The organism is Gordonia sputi NBRC 100414, assembly GCF_000248055.1.
Lineage (GTDB): Bacteria > Actinomycetota > Actinomycetes > Mycobacteriales > Mycobacteriaceae > Gordonia > Gordonia sputi.
The window spans coordinates 1-13069 of record NZ_BAFC01000081.1 but is presented as its reverse complement, the minus strand read 5'-3'; the positions used below and the strand labels follow the sequence as shown (position 1 = coordinate 13069).

General features: G+C 63.3%; 17 protein-coding genes and 1 pseudogene. 7 read left to right on the top strand and 11 right to left on the bottom strand.

Going from position 1 to position 13069, the window contains the following annotated elements; genetic code table 11:
- Positions 1–217: 217 nt before the first annotated feature.
- A complete protein-coding gene (locus GOSPT_RS13490; RefSeq protein WP_005206759.1) occupies positions 218–580 on the top strand; it encodes an Rv2640c family ArsR-like transcriptional regulator in 363 nt (120 codons plus the stop codon).
- Positions 581–940: 360 nt separating this feature from the next.
- Here the strand turns inward: GOSPT_RS13490 and GOSPT_RS13485 are convergent, their stop codons facing one another.
- Both GOSPT_RS13485 and GOSPT_RS13480 read right to left on the bottom strand, forming a co-directional pair.
- Complete coding sequence (locus GOSPT_RS13485; RefSeq protein WP_005206758.1) at positions 941–1369, bottom strand: type II toxin-antitoxin system VapC family toxin; 429 nt, start codon at positions 1367–1369, stop codon at positions 941–943.
- A complete protein-coding gene (locus GOSPT_RS13480; RefSeq protein ID WP_005206757.1) occupies positions 1362–1628 on the bottom strand; it encodes a type II toxin-antitoxin system Phd/YefM family antitoxin in 267 nt (88 codons plus the stop codon). Before GOSPT_RS13480 ends, GOSPT_RS13485 begins: the two co-directional genes overlap by 8 nt.
- Before the next feature lie 198 nt (positions 1629–1826).
- Here GOSPT_RS13480 and GOSPT_RS23175 point away from each other — a divergent pair, with 198 nt between their 5' ends.
- Complete coding sequence (locus tag GOSPT_RS23175; RefSeq protein WP_005206756.1) at positions 1827–2390, top strand: dihydrofolate reductase family protein; 564 nt, start codon at positions 1827–1829, stop codon at positions 2388–2390.
- On the opposite strand, the gene GOSPT_RS13475 is transcribed toward GOSPT_RS23175, so the two are convergent.
- The 6 genes from GOSPT_RS13475 to GOSPT_RS13450 all read right to left on the bottom strand — a co-directional run bounded on the left by GOSPT_RS13475 (position 2293) and on the right by GOSPT_RS13450 (position 7109).
- Complete coding sequence (locus GOSPT_RS13475) at positions 2293–3789, bottom strand: FAD-dependent oxidoreductase (protein WP_005206755.1); 1497 nt, start codon at positions 3787–3789, stop codon at positions 2293–2295. The genes GOSPT_RS23175 and GOSPT_RS13475 overlap by 98 nt on opposite strands.
- A 104-nt stretch (positions 3790–3893) precedes the next feature.
- Entirely contained in the window at positions 3894–4559 is a 666-nt protein-coding gene (locus tag GOSPT_RS13470; RefSeq protein ID WP_005206753.1) for a phosphatase, read from the bottom strand.
- A gap of 42 nt (positions 4560–4601) precedes the next feature.
- Positions 4602–5042, bottom strand: coding sequence for an arsenate-mycothiol transferase ArsC (locus GOSPT_RS13465; protein WP_005206752.1), 441 nt, complete (start codon positions 5040–5042; stop codon positions 4602–4604).
- Entirely contained in the window at positions 5042–6157 is a 1116-nt protein-coding gene (arsB, locus tag GOSPT_RS13460) for an ACR3 family arsenite efflux transporter (RefSeq protein WP_005206751.1), read from the bottom strand. Before arsB ends, GOSPT_RS13465 begins: the two co-directional genes overlap by 1 nt.
- A complete protein-coding gene (locus GOSPT_RS13455; protein WP_085941944.1) occupies positions 6154–6528 on the bottom strand; it encodes an ArsR/SmtB family transcription factor in 375 nt (124 codons plus the stop codon). The genes arsB and GOSPT_RS13455 overlap by 4 nt, the downstream gene beginning before the upstream one ends.
- 125 nt (positions 6529–6653) lie before the next feature.
- Entirely contained in the window at positions 6654–7109 is a 456-nt protein-coding gene (locus GOSPT_RS13450) for an ArsI/CadI family heavy metal resistance metalloenzyme (protein ID WP_005206749.1), read from the bottom strand.
- 95 nt (positions 7110–7204) lie between these two features.
- Here GOSPT_RS13450 and GOSPT_RS13445 point away from each other — a divergent pair, with 95 nt between their 5' ends.
- Complete coding sequence (locus tag GOSPT_RS13445; protein WP_005206748.1) at positions 7205–7558, top strand: Rv2640c family ArsR-like transcriptional regulator; 354 nt, start codon at positions 7205–7207, stop codon at positions 7556–7558.
- Here the strand turns inward: GOSPT_RS13445 and GOSPT_RS13440 are convergent.
- Both GOSPT_RS13440 and GOSPT_RS13435 read right to left on the bottom strand, forming a co-directional pair.
- On the bottom strand, positions 7555–7902 hold the full coding sequence (locus tag GOSPT_RS13440; protein WP_005206747.1) for a hypothetical protein: 348 nt from the start codon (positions 7900–7902) through the stop codon (positions 7555–7557). The two genes, GOSPT_RS13445 and GOSPT_RS13440, sit on opposite strands and share 4 nt — an antisense overlap.
- A gap of 304 nt (positions 7903–8206) precedes the next feature.
- On the bottom strand, positions 8207–8800 hold the full coding sequence (locus GOSPT_RS13435; RefSeq protein ID WP_269449460.1) for a class I SAM-dependent methyltransferase: 594 nt from the start codon (positions 8798–8800) through the stop codon (positions 8207–8209).
- Between the two features lie 83 nt (positions 8801–8883).
- On the opposite strand from GOSPT_RS13435, the gene GOSPT_RS13430 reads away from it, so the two are divergent.
- From GOSPT_RS13430 to lspA, 3 genes are read left to right on the top strand one after another with little or no spacing between them, the layout of a single operon-like run.
- Entirely contained in the window at positions 8884–9306 is a 423-nt protein-coding gene (locus tag GOSPT_RS13430; RefSeq protein ID WP_039855988.1) for an ArsR/SmtB family transcription factor, read from the top strand.
- Complete coding sequence (locus GOSPT_RS13425) at positions 9303–11303, top strand: heavy metal translocating P-type ATPase (protein ID WP_005206744.1); 2001 nt, start codon at positions 9303–9305, stop codon at positions 11301–11303. The genes GOSPT_RS13430 and GOSPT_RS13425 overlap by 4 nt, the downstream gene beginning before the upstream one ends.
- The gene (gene lspA, locus GOSPT_RS13420) at positions 11300–11830 is read left to right on the top strand and encodes a signal peptidase II (protein ID WP_005206743.1); all 531 of its coding nucleotides are present in this window, start codon (positions 11300–11302) and stop codon (positions 11828–11830) included. The genes GOSPT_RS13425 and lspA overlap by 4 nt, the downstream gene beginning before the upstream one ends.
- 48 nt (positions 11831–11878) lie before the next feature.
- On the opposite strand, the gene GOSPT_RS13415 is transcribed toward lspA, so the two are convergent.
- A complete protein-coding gene (locus GOSPT_RS13415; protein WP_005206742.1) occupies positions 11879–12391 on the bottom strand; it encodes a hypothetical protein in 513 nt (170 codons plus the stop codon).
- Between the two features lie 158 nt (positions 12392–12549).
- On the opposite strand from GOSPT_RS13415, the pseudogene GOSPT_RS24330 reads away from it, so the two are divergent.
- A pseudogene (locus GOSPT_RS24330) lies at positions 12550–13069 on the top strand (transposase); the annotation flags it as partial.

The following is a 13069-nucleotide window of genomic DNA, read 5'->3' as shown; positions in this document are numbered from 1 at the left end:
CCCGGCCGCGGTCTATGGGTATTGGGGAAGTTGGGATCATCCATCTGATGCAATATGCAGTGCTGTACTGGATACCGTCAATATCGAACTGATCATATTCCCCAGCAGGGGGTTTCGAGGTCTGCAGTCGTGTGGTGGCGATATATCGGACTATTTGACGTGGAGCCAGGATGCCACCATTTCGACATATGTCAAGGTTGCTGGGTAGGCTGGGGGTATGCCGAAGACATTGCCGATCGTGGATATCAGTGCGCCGATTTGCTGTGCCCCGGTGTCGTCGGGTCCGCTCGATGATGATGACGCACTGGAGATTGCGTTGCGGCTCAAGGCGCTTGCTGACCCGGTGCGTATCAAATTGGTGTCGTTGTTGCTTGCCGATGAATCGGGTGAGGGTGTGTGTACGTGTGATCTCGCGACGGCGGTCGGGGTGACGGAGGCGACGACCAGTCATCATCTGGGGCAGCTACGCAAGGCGGGGATGGTGGCACCGCAGCGGCGGGGGATGAACGTGTATTACCAGGCGCGGCCGGAATCGTTGCAGGCGTTGTGCGCGGTGTTGGGGACGAGCACCGGCTGCTGAGGATGCGGTCAGTTCACGGTCGCGGTCGTCGTGGCCAGCGACCGGGCGTAGCGGGAGTAGGTGGTGGCTGCCAGTGCGGCGTGGCGTTCGGTCACCTTGCCATGAGGTCGCGTTCGGGGCGATCTGCATTCCTTGGTGACCGATGACCCTGGGTCTCACGGTCGTTGCCCATGCTTCTCGAATGACGCGTGCCGAGGTGGAACCCCTTGATTGGCAGCATTTTTGAGGGAGGAGACCGTGGCTCAGCTGTGATTCATCAGATGTAGTACTCGATGATTTACTGGTAACCCTGCATATTCGGTTGTTGCATATTGTCTGGACCCTGTCGATGAGAGACTCGAGCTGAGGTCAGCTCTCAGCTCAGGGGCGACTCACGGGTATGACGCGAACAATGCCGTCCAAGCCTTCGAAGTCGTTGGGGTTGGTGGTGTAGAGGGGAAGCCTGGCTGCGGTCGAAACAGATGCGATCATGAGGTCCGCCAGTCGTCTCCGCGGCGTTCTTCCGCGAGCTTGGACCGCGGCGCTGATGCGGCCGAATGCGCGAGCAGCATCAGTGCCGAACGGTAAGGGGTCGAACTCGTTCTCGACGCGCTGGAGAACATCCGCGCGGCGTGCGCGTTCGTCGGAGGCCTGTGGGTCGTCGCCAGTAACCAGGTGTACGCCTGCGGAGAGCTCAGCCAGGGTGATCGCACTAATTGCCATCTCGTCCGGCAGTTCCGCAGGCTCGATTGCGTGGCGAAGAATCAAGATGTTGGTGTCGAGTAGCCCCCGCCGTACTTCGTCAGGCATACGGGTCGCTCAACGTTTCGTCATATACGCGGTCCTGATCAGACCGGAACTTCTCCACATCAATCAATGGAGCCGACACCGAGCCGCGGGCGAACTCTGTGCGGGAAACAAAGCTGCGTCGTCGACGTAGGGGGACGAGTTCTCCTATCCCACGGCCGTCGCGGGTCACCGTAAAGGAATCACCGGACTCCACCGCATCCATGATCTCTTTGGAACGCATGCGGAGGTCGCGTTGGCTTACCTCGCGCGGCACACTCATGTGCTACATGATAGCACGGAATGGCACGAAGTAGAGCCGTAGCGAACGTCGTCGAGGGCGGGACGCTCGGTGGCGGCTCGTGGAACTCGAACGGTAGCTTGGCGATGAGTTTCGGCAGTAGTTGTGGTCAACAATCACGCAAAGCCGTTCCACCCCGGAGCGGCGGTTAGCCGTTTCATCACCAGGTCCAGGAGAGTCATGCGCACACTTGTCGTCTCAGCTTTCGTTTCACTCGATGGAGTCATGGAGGCCCCTGGTGGGGAGCCCGGGTACCGCAACTCGGGTTGGACGTTCAGGGATGTCGCTTTCGATCCGGCGGCGTATGAACTCAAGGGCCGCGAGCAGCACGAAACAGCTGCCTTGCTGTTAGGGCGCCGATCGTATGAGGCGTTCGCGCCGGTCTGGCCCACAATGGACGAATTCGCGGGGTACAACTCGATGCCCCGCTACGTGGTGTCAACGACTCTCGACGGTGACGACAAGCGGTGGCCGGCGACGGTGCTGCGCTCAATCGACGAGGTGCGCCGACTCAAGGAGGGTGACGGTGGCCCGATTGCGGTGCACGGCAGCGCCACGTTGGGTGCCGCGCTGGCCGACGCCGGTCTAGTCGACCGATACCACCTACTGGTGTTTCCGCTCCTGCTCGGCGCCGGAAAACGGCTGTTCAGCCAGACCGATAAAGACGCAACCAAGCTCGTCCTAGTCGAACATGAGGTCTACAACAACGGAATTCAAAAACAAGTTCTCGACGTCCAACGTTAACGCCTGCGATGTTGGGGTGGACCGACGACGACGATCCGTGGGCGGCGATTTGGACGGCGTCCCATGGTGATCCCAGGGGTGGGGTGTAGGACAGGTCGAGTTCGCTGAGCGCTTCGACGGTCATGCCGTGGTGCAGGGCTGTGGCGTAGGTGTCGATCCGTTTGGCGATTTCGGCGGTGCGGTGGCCGATGAGTTGGGCTCCGAGCAGTGTGCCGGTCTTGTGGTCTGCGGTGATGCGGATGTTGATGGGGGTGGCGCCTGGGTAGTAGGCCTTGTGGTCGTCGGGTGTCGAGGTGGTCGATACTGGTGTCCAGCCGCGGTCGGCTGTGAGGGCTTCGGCTTCTTTGAGGCCGGTGCGGGCGGCGACGAGGTCGAAGATTTTGACGACTTGGGTTCCGAGGGAGCCGGTGTAGCGGGCGGTGCCGCCGAGGGCGTTTTCGCCCGCGACGCGGCCCTGCTTGTGTGCGGTTGTTCCGAGTGGGAGCCAGGTGATGCCGAGTTGGCGGTGGTGGGTGTGGACGGCGTCGCCGGCGGCGAAGACGTCCGGCAGGTTGGTGCGCATCTGTTCGTCGACTGCGATGGTGTTCTTGATTCCGAGGTTGGCGCCGGCGGCGGCGGCGAGGTCGGTGTCGGGGCGCACGCCGACCACGACGAGCACGAGGTCGGCGGTGAGGTGGTCGGTGTGGCCGTCATTCGCGGTGGTGACGGTCAGGTCGCCGTTGTCGGCGCGGTCGATGGCGGTGACCAGGGTGTTGGTGCGTACGTCGACTCGGTTGCGGACCAGTTCGTTGTGGACGAGGGTGCCGAGTTCTGGTTCGACGGTGGGGAGGACTTCGGGGAGGGCTTCGATCTGGGTGACGGCTAGGCCTCGGGTGGTGAGCCCTTCGGCCATCTCCAGGCCTATGTAGCCGGCGCCGATGATGATCGCGGTCTTCGGGTCGGTGGTGGTCAGGGTGTTCATGACGGCGAAGGTGTCGCCCATCGAGTGCAGGAGGTGAACGCCGTCGTCAGGGCCTAGTTGGTCGAGGCCGGTGATCGGTGGCCGCACTGAGACCGCGCCGGTCCCGACGATGAGAGCGTCATAGTCGAGGTCTCGTGAGACGCCGTCGGGCCCGGTGACGGTGAGGCGGTGCCCGGCGGTGTCGATCGCGGTGGCCCGGGTGTCGGTATGAACGGTCATGCCGGTGGCGGCGAGGTCGGCGGCGGTGCGGTGGGCGAGGTTGCTCCAGTGCGTGACTTCGCCGGAGACGTAGTACGGGATGCCGCAGATGGAGAAGTTCGGGTAGGCGTCGGCGACGACGACGGTGACCTCGCTGGTTGGGTCGAGCTCGCGAGCCCGCAGTGCGGCGGAGATTCCGGCGTCTGATCCGCCGATTGCGATGATCTTGCGTGCAGGCATGGGTGTCGGTTCCTTCCGAAGGGACACGGGTATGTGAGGTAGAGCAGGGTGCCGCGCTGTTGGGAGAAGTCGCGGGAGCGTGCGGGCAGGCCGATCAGCGGCGGTCAGGTAGTGGCAGGTAGGAGCTCGGCGAGGAGGTTGCGGACGCGGTAGTTGAGGTCGTCGCGGATCAGACGAACGGTCTCGATGGGGTGGTTGTCGGGGTCGGCGACTTGCCAGTCCAGGTACCGCTTGCCCGGGTAGATCGGGCAGGCGTCGCCGCAGCCCATGGAGATCACGACGTCCGCGGCCGCGACCACATCGTCGGTGAGCGGCTTGGGGAACTTGGCGGCGAGATCAAGGCCGATCTCTGTCATGGCTAGCTCGACGATCGGGTTGATGTCCGCCGCGGGTAGAGACCCGGCTGAACGTACGTGCACTCGTCCTGCCGCGTGGTGGGTCAGGAGCGCGGCGGCCATCTGTGAGCGGCCAGCGTTGTGGACGCAGATGAACAGCACTTCGGGCACGGTCGTGGTGGTTGCGCCGGTGGACTGCGCTAGGGCGGCGAGGCGTTCTGCGGCGAACCTGCCTGTCAGGGTCACCAGGTGAGTGTGGATGCGGGAGGTGCGCCGCAGCGCGGTGTAGGACTCGAATACGACCCGTTCGACGGTCTGTTCGGACACGATCCCTCGGTACTGGGCGGCGAGCCTCTCCGCGGTTCGCGATAGCAGGGCTTGGGGCATCAGCAGATCTGGTGTCCCGGCTGATTCGGTCGTGGCGTCGGCGTTCATCAGGCTTCACCCCGGTTCGTAGATACCGACCCAGCTCCGGCGTTAGCGCGCGGTGAGTTCGGCTGCCAGCGCGGTGACGCGGGCAGCGATGTCGTCGCGGACCAGGCGCATCCGTTCGATCCCGTCGATTCCGCGCTCGGACGGTTCGTCAGTGTCCCAGTTGATCAACCTGACCCCGGCGGGGGCATCGACCACGGCTTCTCGGCCGAGAGTGACCACCAGGTCGACGCGGGCGAGCAACTCGGGATCGATGGGCTTGGGAGTCTCGCCGGTGATGTCGATGCCGACCTCGGCCAGGCTCTCGGCAGACAGCCCGTTGACCGCGGTGCCGGGTTTGGTTCCGGCCGAGTGCACCTCGACGGCCTCGCCGACCGCCTTGCCCATCAGGCCGGCGGCCATCTGAGACTTGCCGCCGTTCTTCACACACACGAACAGCACACTCGGCGTGGCCGCGTTCTCGGTGATCGTCAGGTCGTCGGGCATCAGTTCATGCTCCTAGAAGAGTCCGCGGAAGCGGAGGTAGAGGACGGGGTGAGGGGGAAGCGTTTGCGTAGGGCAAGGGAGACATAGACCAGGCCGACCAGCACAGGGACCTCGATCAACGGACCGACCACGCCGGCGAGGGCTTGGCCGGAGGTCGCGCCGTAGGTGGCGATCGCGACGGCGATGGCGAGTTCGAAGTTGTTGCCTGCCGCGGTGAACGCAAGCGTGGTGGTGCGTTCGTAGCCCAGGCCCATAACCGCACCCAGGAGGTAGCCGCCGCCCCACATCACTGCGAAGTAGACCAACAGTGGCACGGCGATGCGGACGACGTCCCAGGGACGGGAGGTGATCTGTTCGCCCTGCAGGGCGAAGAGGATGACGATCGTGAACAGCAGTCCGTAGAGTGCCCACGGCCCGACCTTGGGCAGGAACTTCGCTTCGTACCAGTCGCGGCCCTTGGTCTTCTCGCCGATCCGGCGTGACAGGTATCCGGCGAGCAGCGGGATGCCGAGGAAGATCAGCACCGACTTGGCGATCTGCCACGGAGAGGTGCTGATGGTCGTCTGTTCCAGGCCCAGCCAGCCCGGCAGGATTGAGAGGTAGAACCAGCCCAGGACGGCGAACATCACCACCTGGAACACCGAGTTGAGCGCCACGAGGACGGCTGCTGCCTCACGATCGCCGCAGGCGAGGTCGTTCCAGATGATGACCATGGCGATGCACCGTGCGAGGCCGACGATGATCAGGCCGGTCCGGTACTCGGGTAGGTCGGGCAGGAAGATCCAGGCGAGGGCGAACATGAGCGCTGGGCCGAGCACCCAGTTCAGTAGCAGCGATCCCAGCAGTAGTTTGCGATCGCCGGTGACGGTGTCGAGGCGGTCGTAGCGCACCTTGGCCAGGACCGGGTACATCATTATCAACAGGCCCAAGGCGATAGGCAGTGAAACGCCGTCGACCTGGATCTTCTCCAACGCGGTGTTCAGTCCGGGGATCATCCGGCCCAGCAGCAGACCGGCGACCATGGCGACGCCGATCCACACCGGCAGGAACCGGTCCAGAGTCGAGAGCTTGCCGACGACCGGCTGATGCCCGGCCGTCGGGGTGGGGCTGGTCACGAGTGAACCTCCATCGAGCTGGCGAGCTCGCCGGACTGCAGGATCCCGGCGAGCGAGGACAGAACATCGGGGATAACGCGGTAGTACACCCACGACGCGCGGCGCTCAGACTCGAGCAAACCGGCGTTCTTGAGGACCTTCAGGTGATGGGAGATCGTCGGTTGCGAAACGTCGACGGCCGGGGAGATGTCACACACGCACGCCTCACCGCCCTCGTGGCTGGCGATCAAGCTGAACAGTCGCAACCGGATCGGGTCGGCGAGTGCTTTGAACACCACAGCAAGATCAACCGACTGCCGCTCCGAGAGGGGCTCACGCACCAACGGTGAGCACCGCACAGTGACATCGGTCAACGGAATCGAGTTCGACATACATCGATATTGACAGATATCGATACTGGTTGCAAGGGTGCATGCAGTCCACGTTCGAAACGGGACTGGTCGCCACCCCGGCATCGGGTGGCGACCAGCCTGGCAGCCCTAAGAGAAGGTCGCGTTCAGCAGCAGTTCGCCGCGGGAGTGCAGCATGCCGCGGACGTAGATTCGCCGACGGGGGCCGCGGCGGCGACCGGTTCGCCGTTGAAGGTCTCAGCGTCGGCCAACACGGTGTAGACCTCCCACCGCTCGGCGTCGGGAGCAGTGACCCACACCTTGTCCTGAGTGGCAAAGCAGCAGGTTGCTCCGATCTCCTCTTCGGTGAACAGCTTCTCTTCGGTGAATCGGGCGATCTCGGCGTGCACCTTCTCACTGGAATCGACCTCAACGCCGAGGTGATTGATGCTGCCGCCCTGGCCGGGATTCTCCAGCAGCACCAACTTCAGTGCGGGCTCAGTGACGGCGAAGTTGGCGTAGCCCGGCTTGACCTTCGCCGGGCCGACGCCGAACAGCTTGGTGTAGAAGGCGATCGACTGGTCGAGATCGTCGACGTTGAGGGCGAGTTGCACGCGTGACATGAGATCCTCCAAGGATTCGACATACATCAAAAGTGTTGCGACTCAAGTTCTAGACCAGAGTTTGACATATGTCAACGGATGGGTAGGTTGGGGTCATGCCCAAGACGCTCCCTGTGGTCGACATCAGTGCTCCGATCTGCTGTGCACCGATCTCCGCAGGTCCAATGGAAGCGGATGCGGCCCTAGAGCTGGCTCTCCGGCTCAAGGCGCTGGCCGATCCGGCGCGAATTCAGCTGGTCTCCATCCTCATGGGCGCCCGACCAGGTGCGATCAGCACCAGTGATCTCGCCGAGGCGCTCGCACTCTCGGCGGGTACGGTGAGCCACCACCTCGGTCAACTCAAAAAGGCGGGCCTAGTCAGCTCCGAGCGTCGAGGCGTGAACGTCCTGCATCGCGCCGAACCGGACTCGCTGGAAGCACTGAGAGGAGTGCTCGACACCTGCTGTTAGCCGGGGTGATCGGCATCGCGCCGCACGGCGTTAGCTGCGTAAGTCCGATACTGGCGTTCGACGGTGTAGTCGGGGAGCGACTCGGCGATGAGGTCGGCCAGTGTATCGCCTTCGTGAAGCCAGCCGGCGACGTCGAATCCGCGACGCCACGTGTGCTGGTCGTCGCTCGGTGCGTCGGCGAAGTTCGCCGTCCACGCGTCGAGCCACGTACGCAGCCGGACGACGACGGAGTCGGGAAACCCGAAGTTCGCGGGTGTCAGCAGTTCGGATCTCTCTTTTCTGGGCGAGTCGGGGAAACTCGAGCTATGCAAGTTGAGGTCCTGTATGTCGATGGATGCCCACATTGGAGGGAAGCTGCGGGTCGAGTTGAGGATGCTGCGGCGGCGTTGAATGTTGGAATCGACCTTCGTTTCAGGCTGATTTCGTCGGAGGTGGAGGCGGCGTCGTTCGCTGGATCTCCGACGATTCTTGTTGATGGACGTGATGCGTTCGAAGGTGCCGCTGGGGTTAATGATCTTGCGTGTCGCGTCTACCTCACTGACTCGGGTCTTGCTGGAGTGCCGACTGTCGAGCAGTTGGCGTTCGTGCTAACGGAGCGTAGTCATCGGTAGCGAATCTATGGTCGGCCGGGATGTTATGGGGCTGCCTCTATCTGGGTCGGGGTGTCCGAGTTGCGCGGAACTTGGCTAATAGTACGTTTTCTTGAACAGATGTTTCTGTGAGCGGCAACTTCTTGAGTTCGGGGAGTAGTTGGCCGGGTTTGATGAAGCGGTGCGGTGCGCCTTCGAGTCGGTGGAGAATGCGGGCCGGTGGGGTACTGAGGAGGTCGTAGCCGACCAGGACTCCTCCTGGTTTGAGTACTCGGACTGCTTCGGCTAGTGCTTGCTCCCAGTCGACGACGTGGTGGAGCATGATGAACGAGACGACCATGTCGAACTGGCCGTCGGCGAATGGTAAAGCAGTTGCGTCTGCAACCCGGGTGTGCGCGCGGTCACCGAAGGCGCGGAGGCGGTCTTGAGCGGCTGTGACCATTCGGGGGTCGAAGTCGGTGACGGTAATGGTTGTCGTCTGCGGTTCTGGGCTTGCCGCCAGAATGTGGGCCGCCATAGCGCCACCGCCGCCGCCAATCTCGAGGAGGGCGCCGTTGGGCTGGACTCCTTGTAGAGCCCAAGGGAGCACCCACCGACTGGTCGCGGTCTCCCATGGTGCGCTTCGGCAGAACAGTGCTTCGACTTGTGACATCGACGGCATCGCGGATTGCTCCTTCGGGGTGCGGGTGAGGTGGGAGCTTCGATTCCACCGTGCCTGGACGCTATCATCGTCGTATGACGATGAATAGATGTTCGGTGATGGTGGGGACGGAGCTCGATCCTGCGGTCGCGTTGTTTCGGAGTTTGTCTGACGGGACCCGGCTAGCGATCGCGGCTCGATTGGCCCGCAGTGGTGAGGCTCGAGTGGCTGATCTGATGGCTGAGTTGGGTCTTGCTCAGTCGACAGTGTCCGCGCATGTTGCGTGCCTGCGGGACTGCGGATTGGTGGTGGGTCGGCCAGAGGGCAGGCAGGTGTTCTACCGTCTGGCGCGGCCGGAGCTTCTCGACCTGCTGGCGGCGGCTGAGACGGTGCTTGCTGCGACGGGCAGTGCCGTAGTGCTGTGTCCCAACTATGGGTTGGACAGTGCCTGCGATGGTGAGGCCACTGCCGGCGCGGTCGTTGAGGAGATCCGCGGTGTGGGGGGTGATCGACGATGAGTGATGCATGTGGATGTGGGCACGACGAGATCGGGGAGGATGAGCAGGCGCCTGGACATTGGTGGAACGTCCGAGAACTTCAGGCAGCTGCGGTTGCCGGATTGTTGTTGGTGGCCGCCTATCTCACTGGCTGGGCAGATGGTCCGAGGACGATCAGTACGACCCTGGAGTGGGGTGCTCTGCTAGTAGGCGCGGCGACGTTTGTCCCGTCGACACTGCGGCGGCTGGCATCGGGGAAGATCGGCGTTGGAACGCTGATGACGATCGCTGCGGTGGGTGCGGTGATTCTCGGTGAGGTCGGGGAAGCGGCGATGCTCGCGGTGTTGTTCTCGATTAGCGAGGGCCTTGAGGAGTACGCCGTTGGTCGTACTCGTCGGGGCCTGCGGGCGTTGTTGGATCTGGTCCCAGATTCGGCGATGGTGTTGAGGGCGGGCGTCCCGACAGCGGTGTCGCCGTCAGTTCTTCGTGTCGGGGATCAGATCCTGATCAAGCCGGGTGAGCGTATCGCCACTGATGGGCGCATAAGCGAGGGGCGATCGTCGCTGGATGTATCGGCGATTACTGGCGAATCGGTGCCGATTGAAGCGAATCCTGGGGACGTCGTGTTCGCGGGATCGATCAACGGCACTGGTGTGTTGGCCGTTGATGTCAGCGCTACTGCGGAGAACAATTCGCTGGCGAAGATTGTGCAGATTGTCGAGGCGGAGCAGTCTCGAAAAGGCGATGCGCAGCGGTTAGCTGACCGGATTGCTGAGCCGCTGGTTCCGGCAATCATGCTCATGGCCGCTGTGATCGCGGGTATCGGCGCAGTGTTTGGCGACCCGGCGACGTGGGTGGAACGAGCTCTTGTGGTGCTGGTGGCAGCCTCACCCTGTGCGCTGGCAATCTCGGTTCCGGTGACAGTGGTTGCTGCTATCGGCGCCGCCAGCAAGATTGGTGTGCTGGTCAAAGGTGGTGCGGCGTTGGAGTCTCTCGGCCGGGTCCGGATCGTGGCTGTTGACAAGACGGGAACGCTCACCGCGAACAAGCCGGTTGTTGTCGGTGTTGCTGTTGGCGGTCAGGCGAACGAGGTCGCGGGAGAACCCGGTGTGACCGGCGACGTTGGGCATTCGATTGAGCAGGCGCGAGTGCTCGCGGTTGCCGCGGCGCTGGAAGCTCACAGTGAACATCCTCTGGCTCGTGCGATCCTTGCAGCTGACGGTGGGGTGAGTAGGGCTGCGACTGATGTACAGGCGGTGCCAGGAGCGGGTCTGACCGGTCTGGTCGAGGGTCGCCCCGCTCGGCTTGGGCGGCCGGGTTGGATCGATGCGGGTGCTCTGGCCGACCGGGTCGCGGCCTTTCAAGCTGATGGTGCAACCGCGGTTCTCGTCGAGGAAGACCAACGTCTCCTCGGAGTCGTCGCGGTACGTGATGAGCTTCGCCCCGAAGCACGGGAGGTCATCACGCACATGCACGATTCTGGAAATGCCGTGGTGATGCTCACCGGTGACAATGCCGCGACGGCGACTGCTCTTGCACAGATCGCCGGGATCGACGATGTCCATGCGGATCTGCGTCCAGAAGACAAGGCACGAATCGTGTCCACGCTGCGCGGCGACGGATTCATCGCAATGGTCGGTGACGGGGTCAACGATGCTCCCGCACTGGCCACAGCTGACTTGGGAATCGCCATGGGCGCGATGGGTTCTGATGTCGCGATTGAAACCGCGGACGTGGCACTGATGGGCGAGGACCTGCGGGTGCTGCCTCAAGCGCTCGATCATGCTCGTCGGGCGCGGACCATCATGCTGCAAAATGTGGGGCTGTCCCTTGGTCTGATCGCCGTTCTCATCCCGCTCGCACTGTTCGGGTTGCTCGGGTTGGCCGCGGTGGTCGCTGTCCACGAACTCGGTGAGATTGTCGTCATCGCCAACGGCGTCCGTGCTGGGCGGGTCAAGAACCGCCTGACGATGGCCGATACCGCTGGAGCATCGGTAGCAGTCGGGGCGAACCGATGACCCCGTCTGGTCCGGCGGTGTCAGGCGGTAGGTCGGGATATGCCCGCCGCCTGGGGATGCTGCTGCTGGCCCTGACCTTCGTCATCGTTGACGTGGCCGTCAAGGCATGGGCAGTCGATGCACTTGACGGCACCCGAATAGAGGCCGGGCCGGTGGACCTGCAGTTAGCGTTCAATTCGGGCGCGGCCTTCTCCTTGGCCGCCACCGCTCCGGGGTGGGTACTGCTGGTCATTCCCGCCGCGGTCACGTGTGGGGTCGCGGTCCTCGGTTGGCGTACCGCAGACTCCCACGGACTGCTCTGGCGCGTCGCGATTGCCGCCGTCCTGGGCGGAGCGATCGCTAACATCATCGACCGCATACCGGACGGAAAAGTCACAGACTACCTACACACCGGTTGGTGGCCCACGTTCAATCTCGCCGACACGTTCATCGTCCTAGGCGCCCTCACCCTCGTCGTGTGCATCATTGTCGACCCACACGAATCACCATCGCAGAACGAGGGGCAGGTACCGGCTGAGGACCAGTGAGCTGGTGCAATGTTGTGCTGTCTCCGGACCGTGATGGTCCGGCCGACGTCACCGCAGTCGTCGGCCGGCATACCGAGCCCACGTTTCGCCGGAGCGTTCAGCGTGAAGGAACGCAACCTGATGGCTGTAGCCCAATGCGTCGGCGACGACGGACGGAGGGCACTCGAGCACGAGGTCGTCGAGTGCGCTGTTGCGGGCACCGAGGTTGCTCATGCCGATCAGGCGCAGGCGATGCATGATCGTGTCGGGATGGAGATGATCTCCGGCATGCGTGCCGGGAAACAACCAGGGATTGCCGTGTCCACTGGTGCGTAGATTCGTGCGATGGGCGAGCACGTCGCGGATGAGTTGAGCGAACGGTTCGGGCACGTCGACGGGGTGCTTGCCGAACGTGATCGCCATCGGATTGCCGTCGATGATCGATGATGTCTGCAGTCGGACAATGCTTTTCAGCGGCTGCGCATACAGCAGAATCAGGACCCCAGCGACTCTGTAAGGGAGAGTCTCACTGTCACCAGAGAGCAGTTCGCTGATCCAGGCGATCCGCTGGTCTTGAGTCAAGGATGGTGTCGTCTTCGGAGCCCGGTGGCCGAGCTGCACGGCGGTATTGAGTCTGTCTTGTTTGCAGATGACCAGGTGGCGTGTCCCCCGTGAACCGGTCCGGGTTGCTTTAGAGTCCCGATTGCCCTGATGAGGGCGGAGAAGGGACGATGAGGACCATGGCAGGACGCAAGCGTCACTCGGCGGAGGACATCGTGCGCAAATTGCGCCGGGCCGATGAGTTGGCTGCGGAAGGCAAGACCGGCGAGGCGATCGCCGCCGATCTCGAGGTGTCGGCGGCCACCTTGTACAACTGGCGCCGCCAGTACGGCGGTATGGACGGTGACGCCGCGAAGGAACTCAAAGAGCTGCGCGAGCAGAACAGCCGACTCAAGCGGTTGCTCGCCGATGCCGAACTCGAGAAAGACGCGCTGCGGGAGATCGCCAAGGGAAAATTCTGAGCCCGACCGCCAAACGCGCCGCCATCGACATGCTCAAAGACGTCAAGAACATGTCAGAACGTATAGCGTGCAGGGTAGTTGGGCTTTCCCGTTCCGCCTATCGACGGCTGCCGCAAGCGCACACCCCGGCCGATCCGGACGCCGCACTGCGCGAGCAGCTACGCACGTATGCCCGCAAACACCCCCGGCACGGGTTCCGGCGAGCGTGGGCGCACCTGCGCTTCGACGACGGTATCGA

Excerpts from the sequence above, each read along its gene's own strand:
- GOSPT_RS13455 (WP_085941944.1), bottom strand. The coding sequence starts at position 6,528 with ATGTCGAACTCGATTCCGTTGACCGATGTCACTGTGCGGTGCTCACCG.
- GOSPT_RS13430 (WP_039855988.1), top strand. The coding sequence starts at position 8,884 with ATGACGATGAATAGATGTTCGGTGATGGTGGGGACGGAGCTCGATCCT.
- GOSPT_RS13480 (WP_005206757.1), bottom strand. The coding sequence starts at position 1,628 with ATGAGTGTGCCGCGCGAGGTAAGCCAACGCGACCTCCGCATGCGTTCC.
- GOSPT_RS13485 (WP_005206758.1), bottom strand. The coding sequence starts at position 1,369 with ATGCCTGACGAAGTACGGCGGGGGCTACTCGACACCAACATCTTGATT.
- GOSPT_RS13445 (WP_005206748.1), top strand. The coding sequence starts at position 7,205 with ATGCCCAAGACGCTCCCTGTGGTCGACATCAGTGCTCCGATCTGCTGT.
- GOSPT_RS13470 (WP_005206753.1), bottom strand. The coding sequence starts at position 4,559 with ATGAACGCCGACGCCACGACCGAATCAGCCGGGACACCAGATCTGCTG.
- GOSPT_RS13435 (WP_269449460.1), bottom strand. The coding sequence starts at position 8,800 with ATGTCACAAGTCGAAGCACTGTTCTGCCGAAGCGCACCATGGGAGACC.
- GOSPT_RS23175 (WP_005206756.1), top strand. The coding sequence starts at position 1,827 with ATGCGCACACTTGTCGTCTCAGCTTTCGTTTCACTCGATGGAGTCATG.
- GOSPT_RS13475 (WP_005206755.1), bottom strand. The coding sequence starts at position 3,789 with ATGCCTGCACGCAAGATCATCGCAATCGGCGGATCAGACGCCGGAATC.
- GOSPT_RS13465 (WP_005206752.1), bottom strand. The coding sequence starts at position 5,042 with ATGCCCGACGACCTGACGATCACCGAGAACGCGGCCACGCCGAGTGTG.
- GOSPT_RS13440 (WP_005206747.1), bottom strand. The coding sequence starts at position 7,902 with ATGTGGGCATCCATCGACATACAGGACCTCAACTTGCATAGCTCGAGT.
- GOSPT_RS13450 (WP_005206749.1), bottom strand. The coding sequence starts at position 7,109 with ATGTCACGCGTGCAACTCGCCCTCAACGTCGACGATCTCGACCAGTCG.
- lspA (WP_005206743.1), top strand. The coding sequence starts at position 11,300 with ATGACCCCGTCTGGTCCGGCGGTGTCAGGCGGTAGGTCGGGATATGCC.
- GOSPT_RS13425 (WP_005206744.1), top strand. The coding sequence starts at position 9,303 with ATGAGTGATGCATGTGGATGTGGGCACGACGAGATCGGGGAGGATGAG.
- GOSPT_RS13490 (WP_005206759.1), top strand. The coding sequence starts at position 218 with ATGCCGAAGACATTGCCGATCGTGGATATCAGTGCGCCGATTTGCTGT.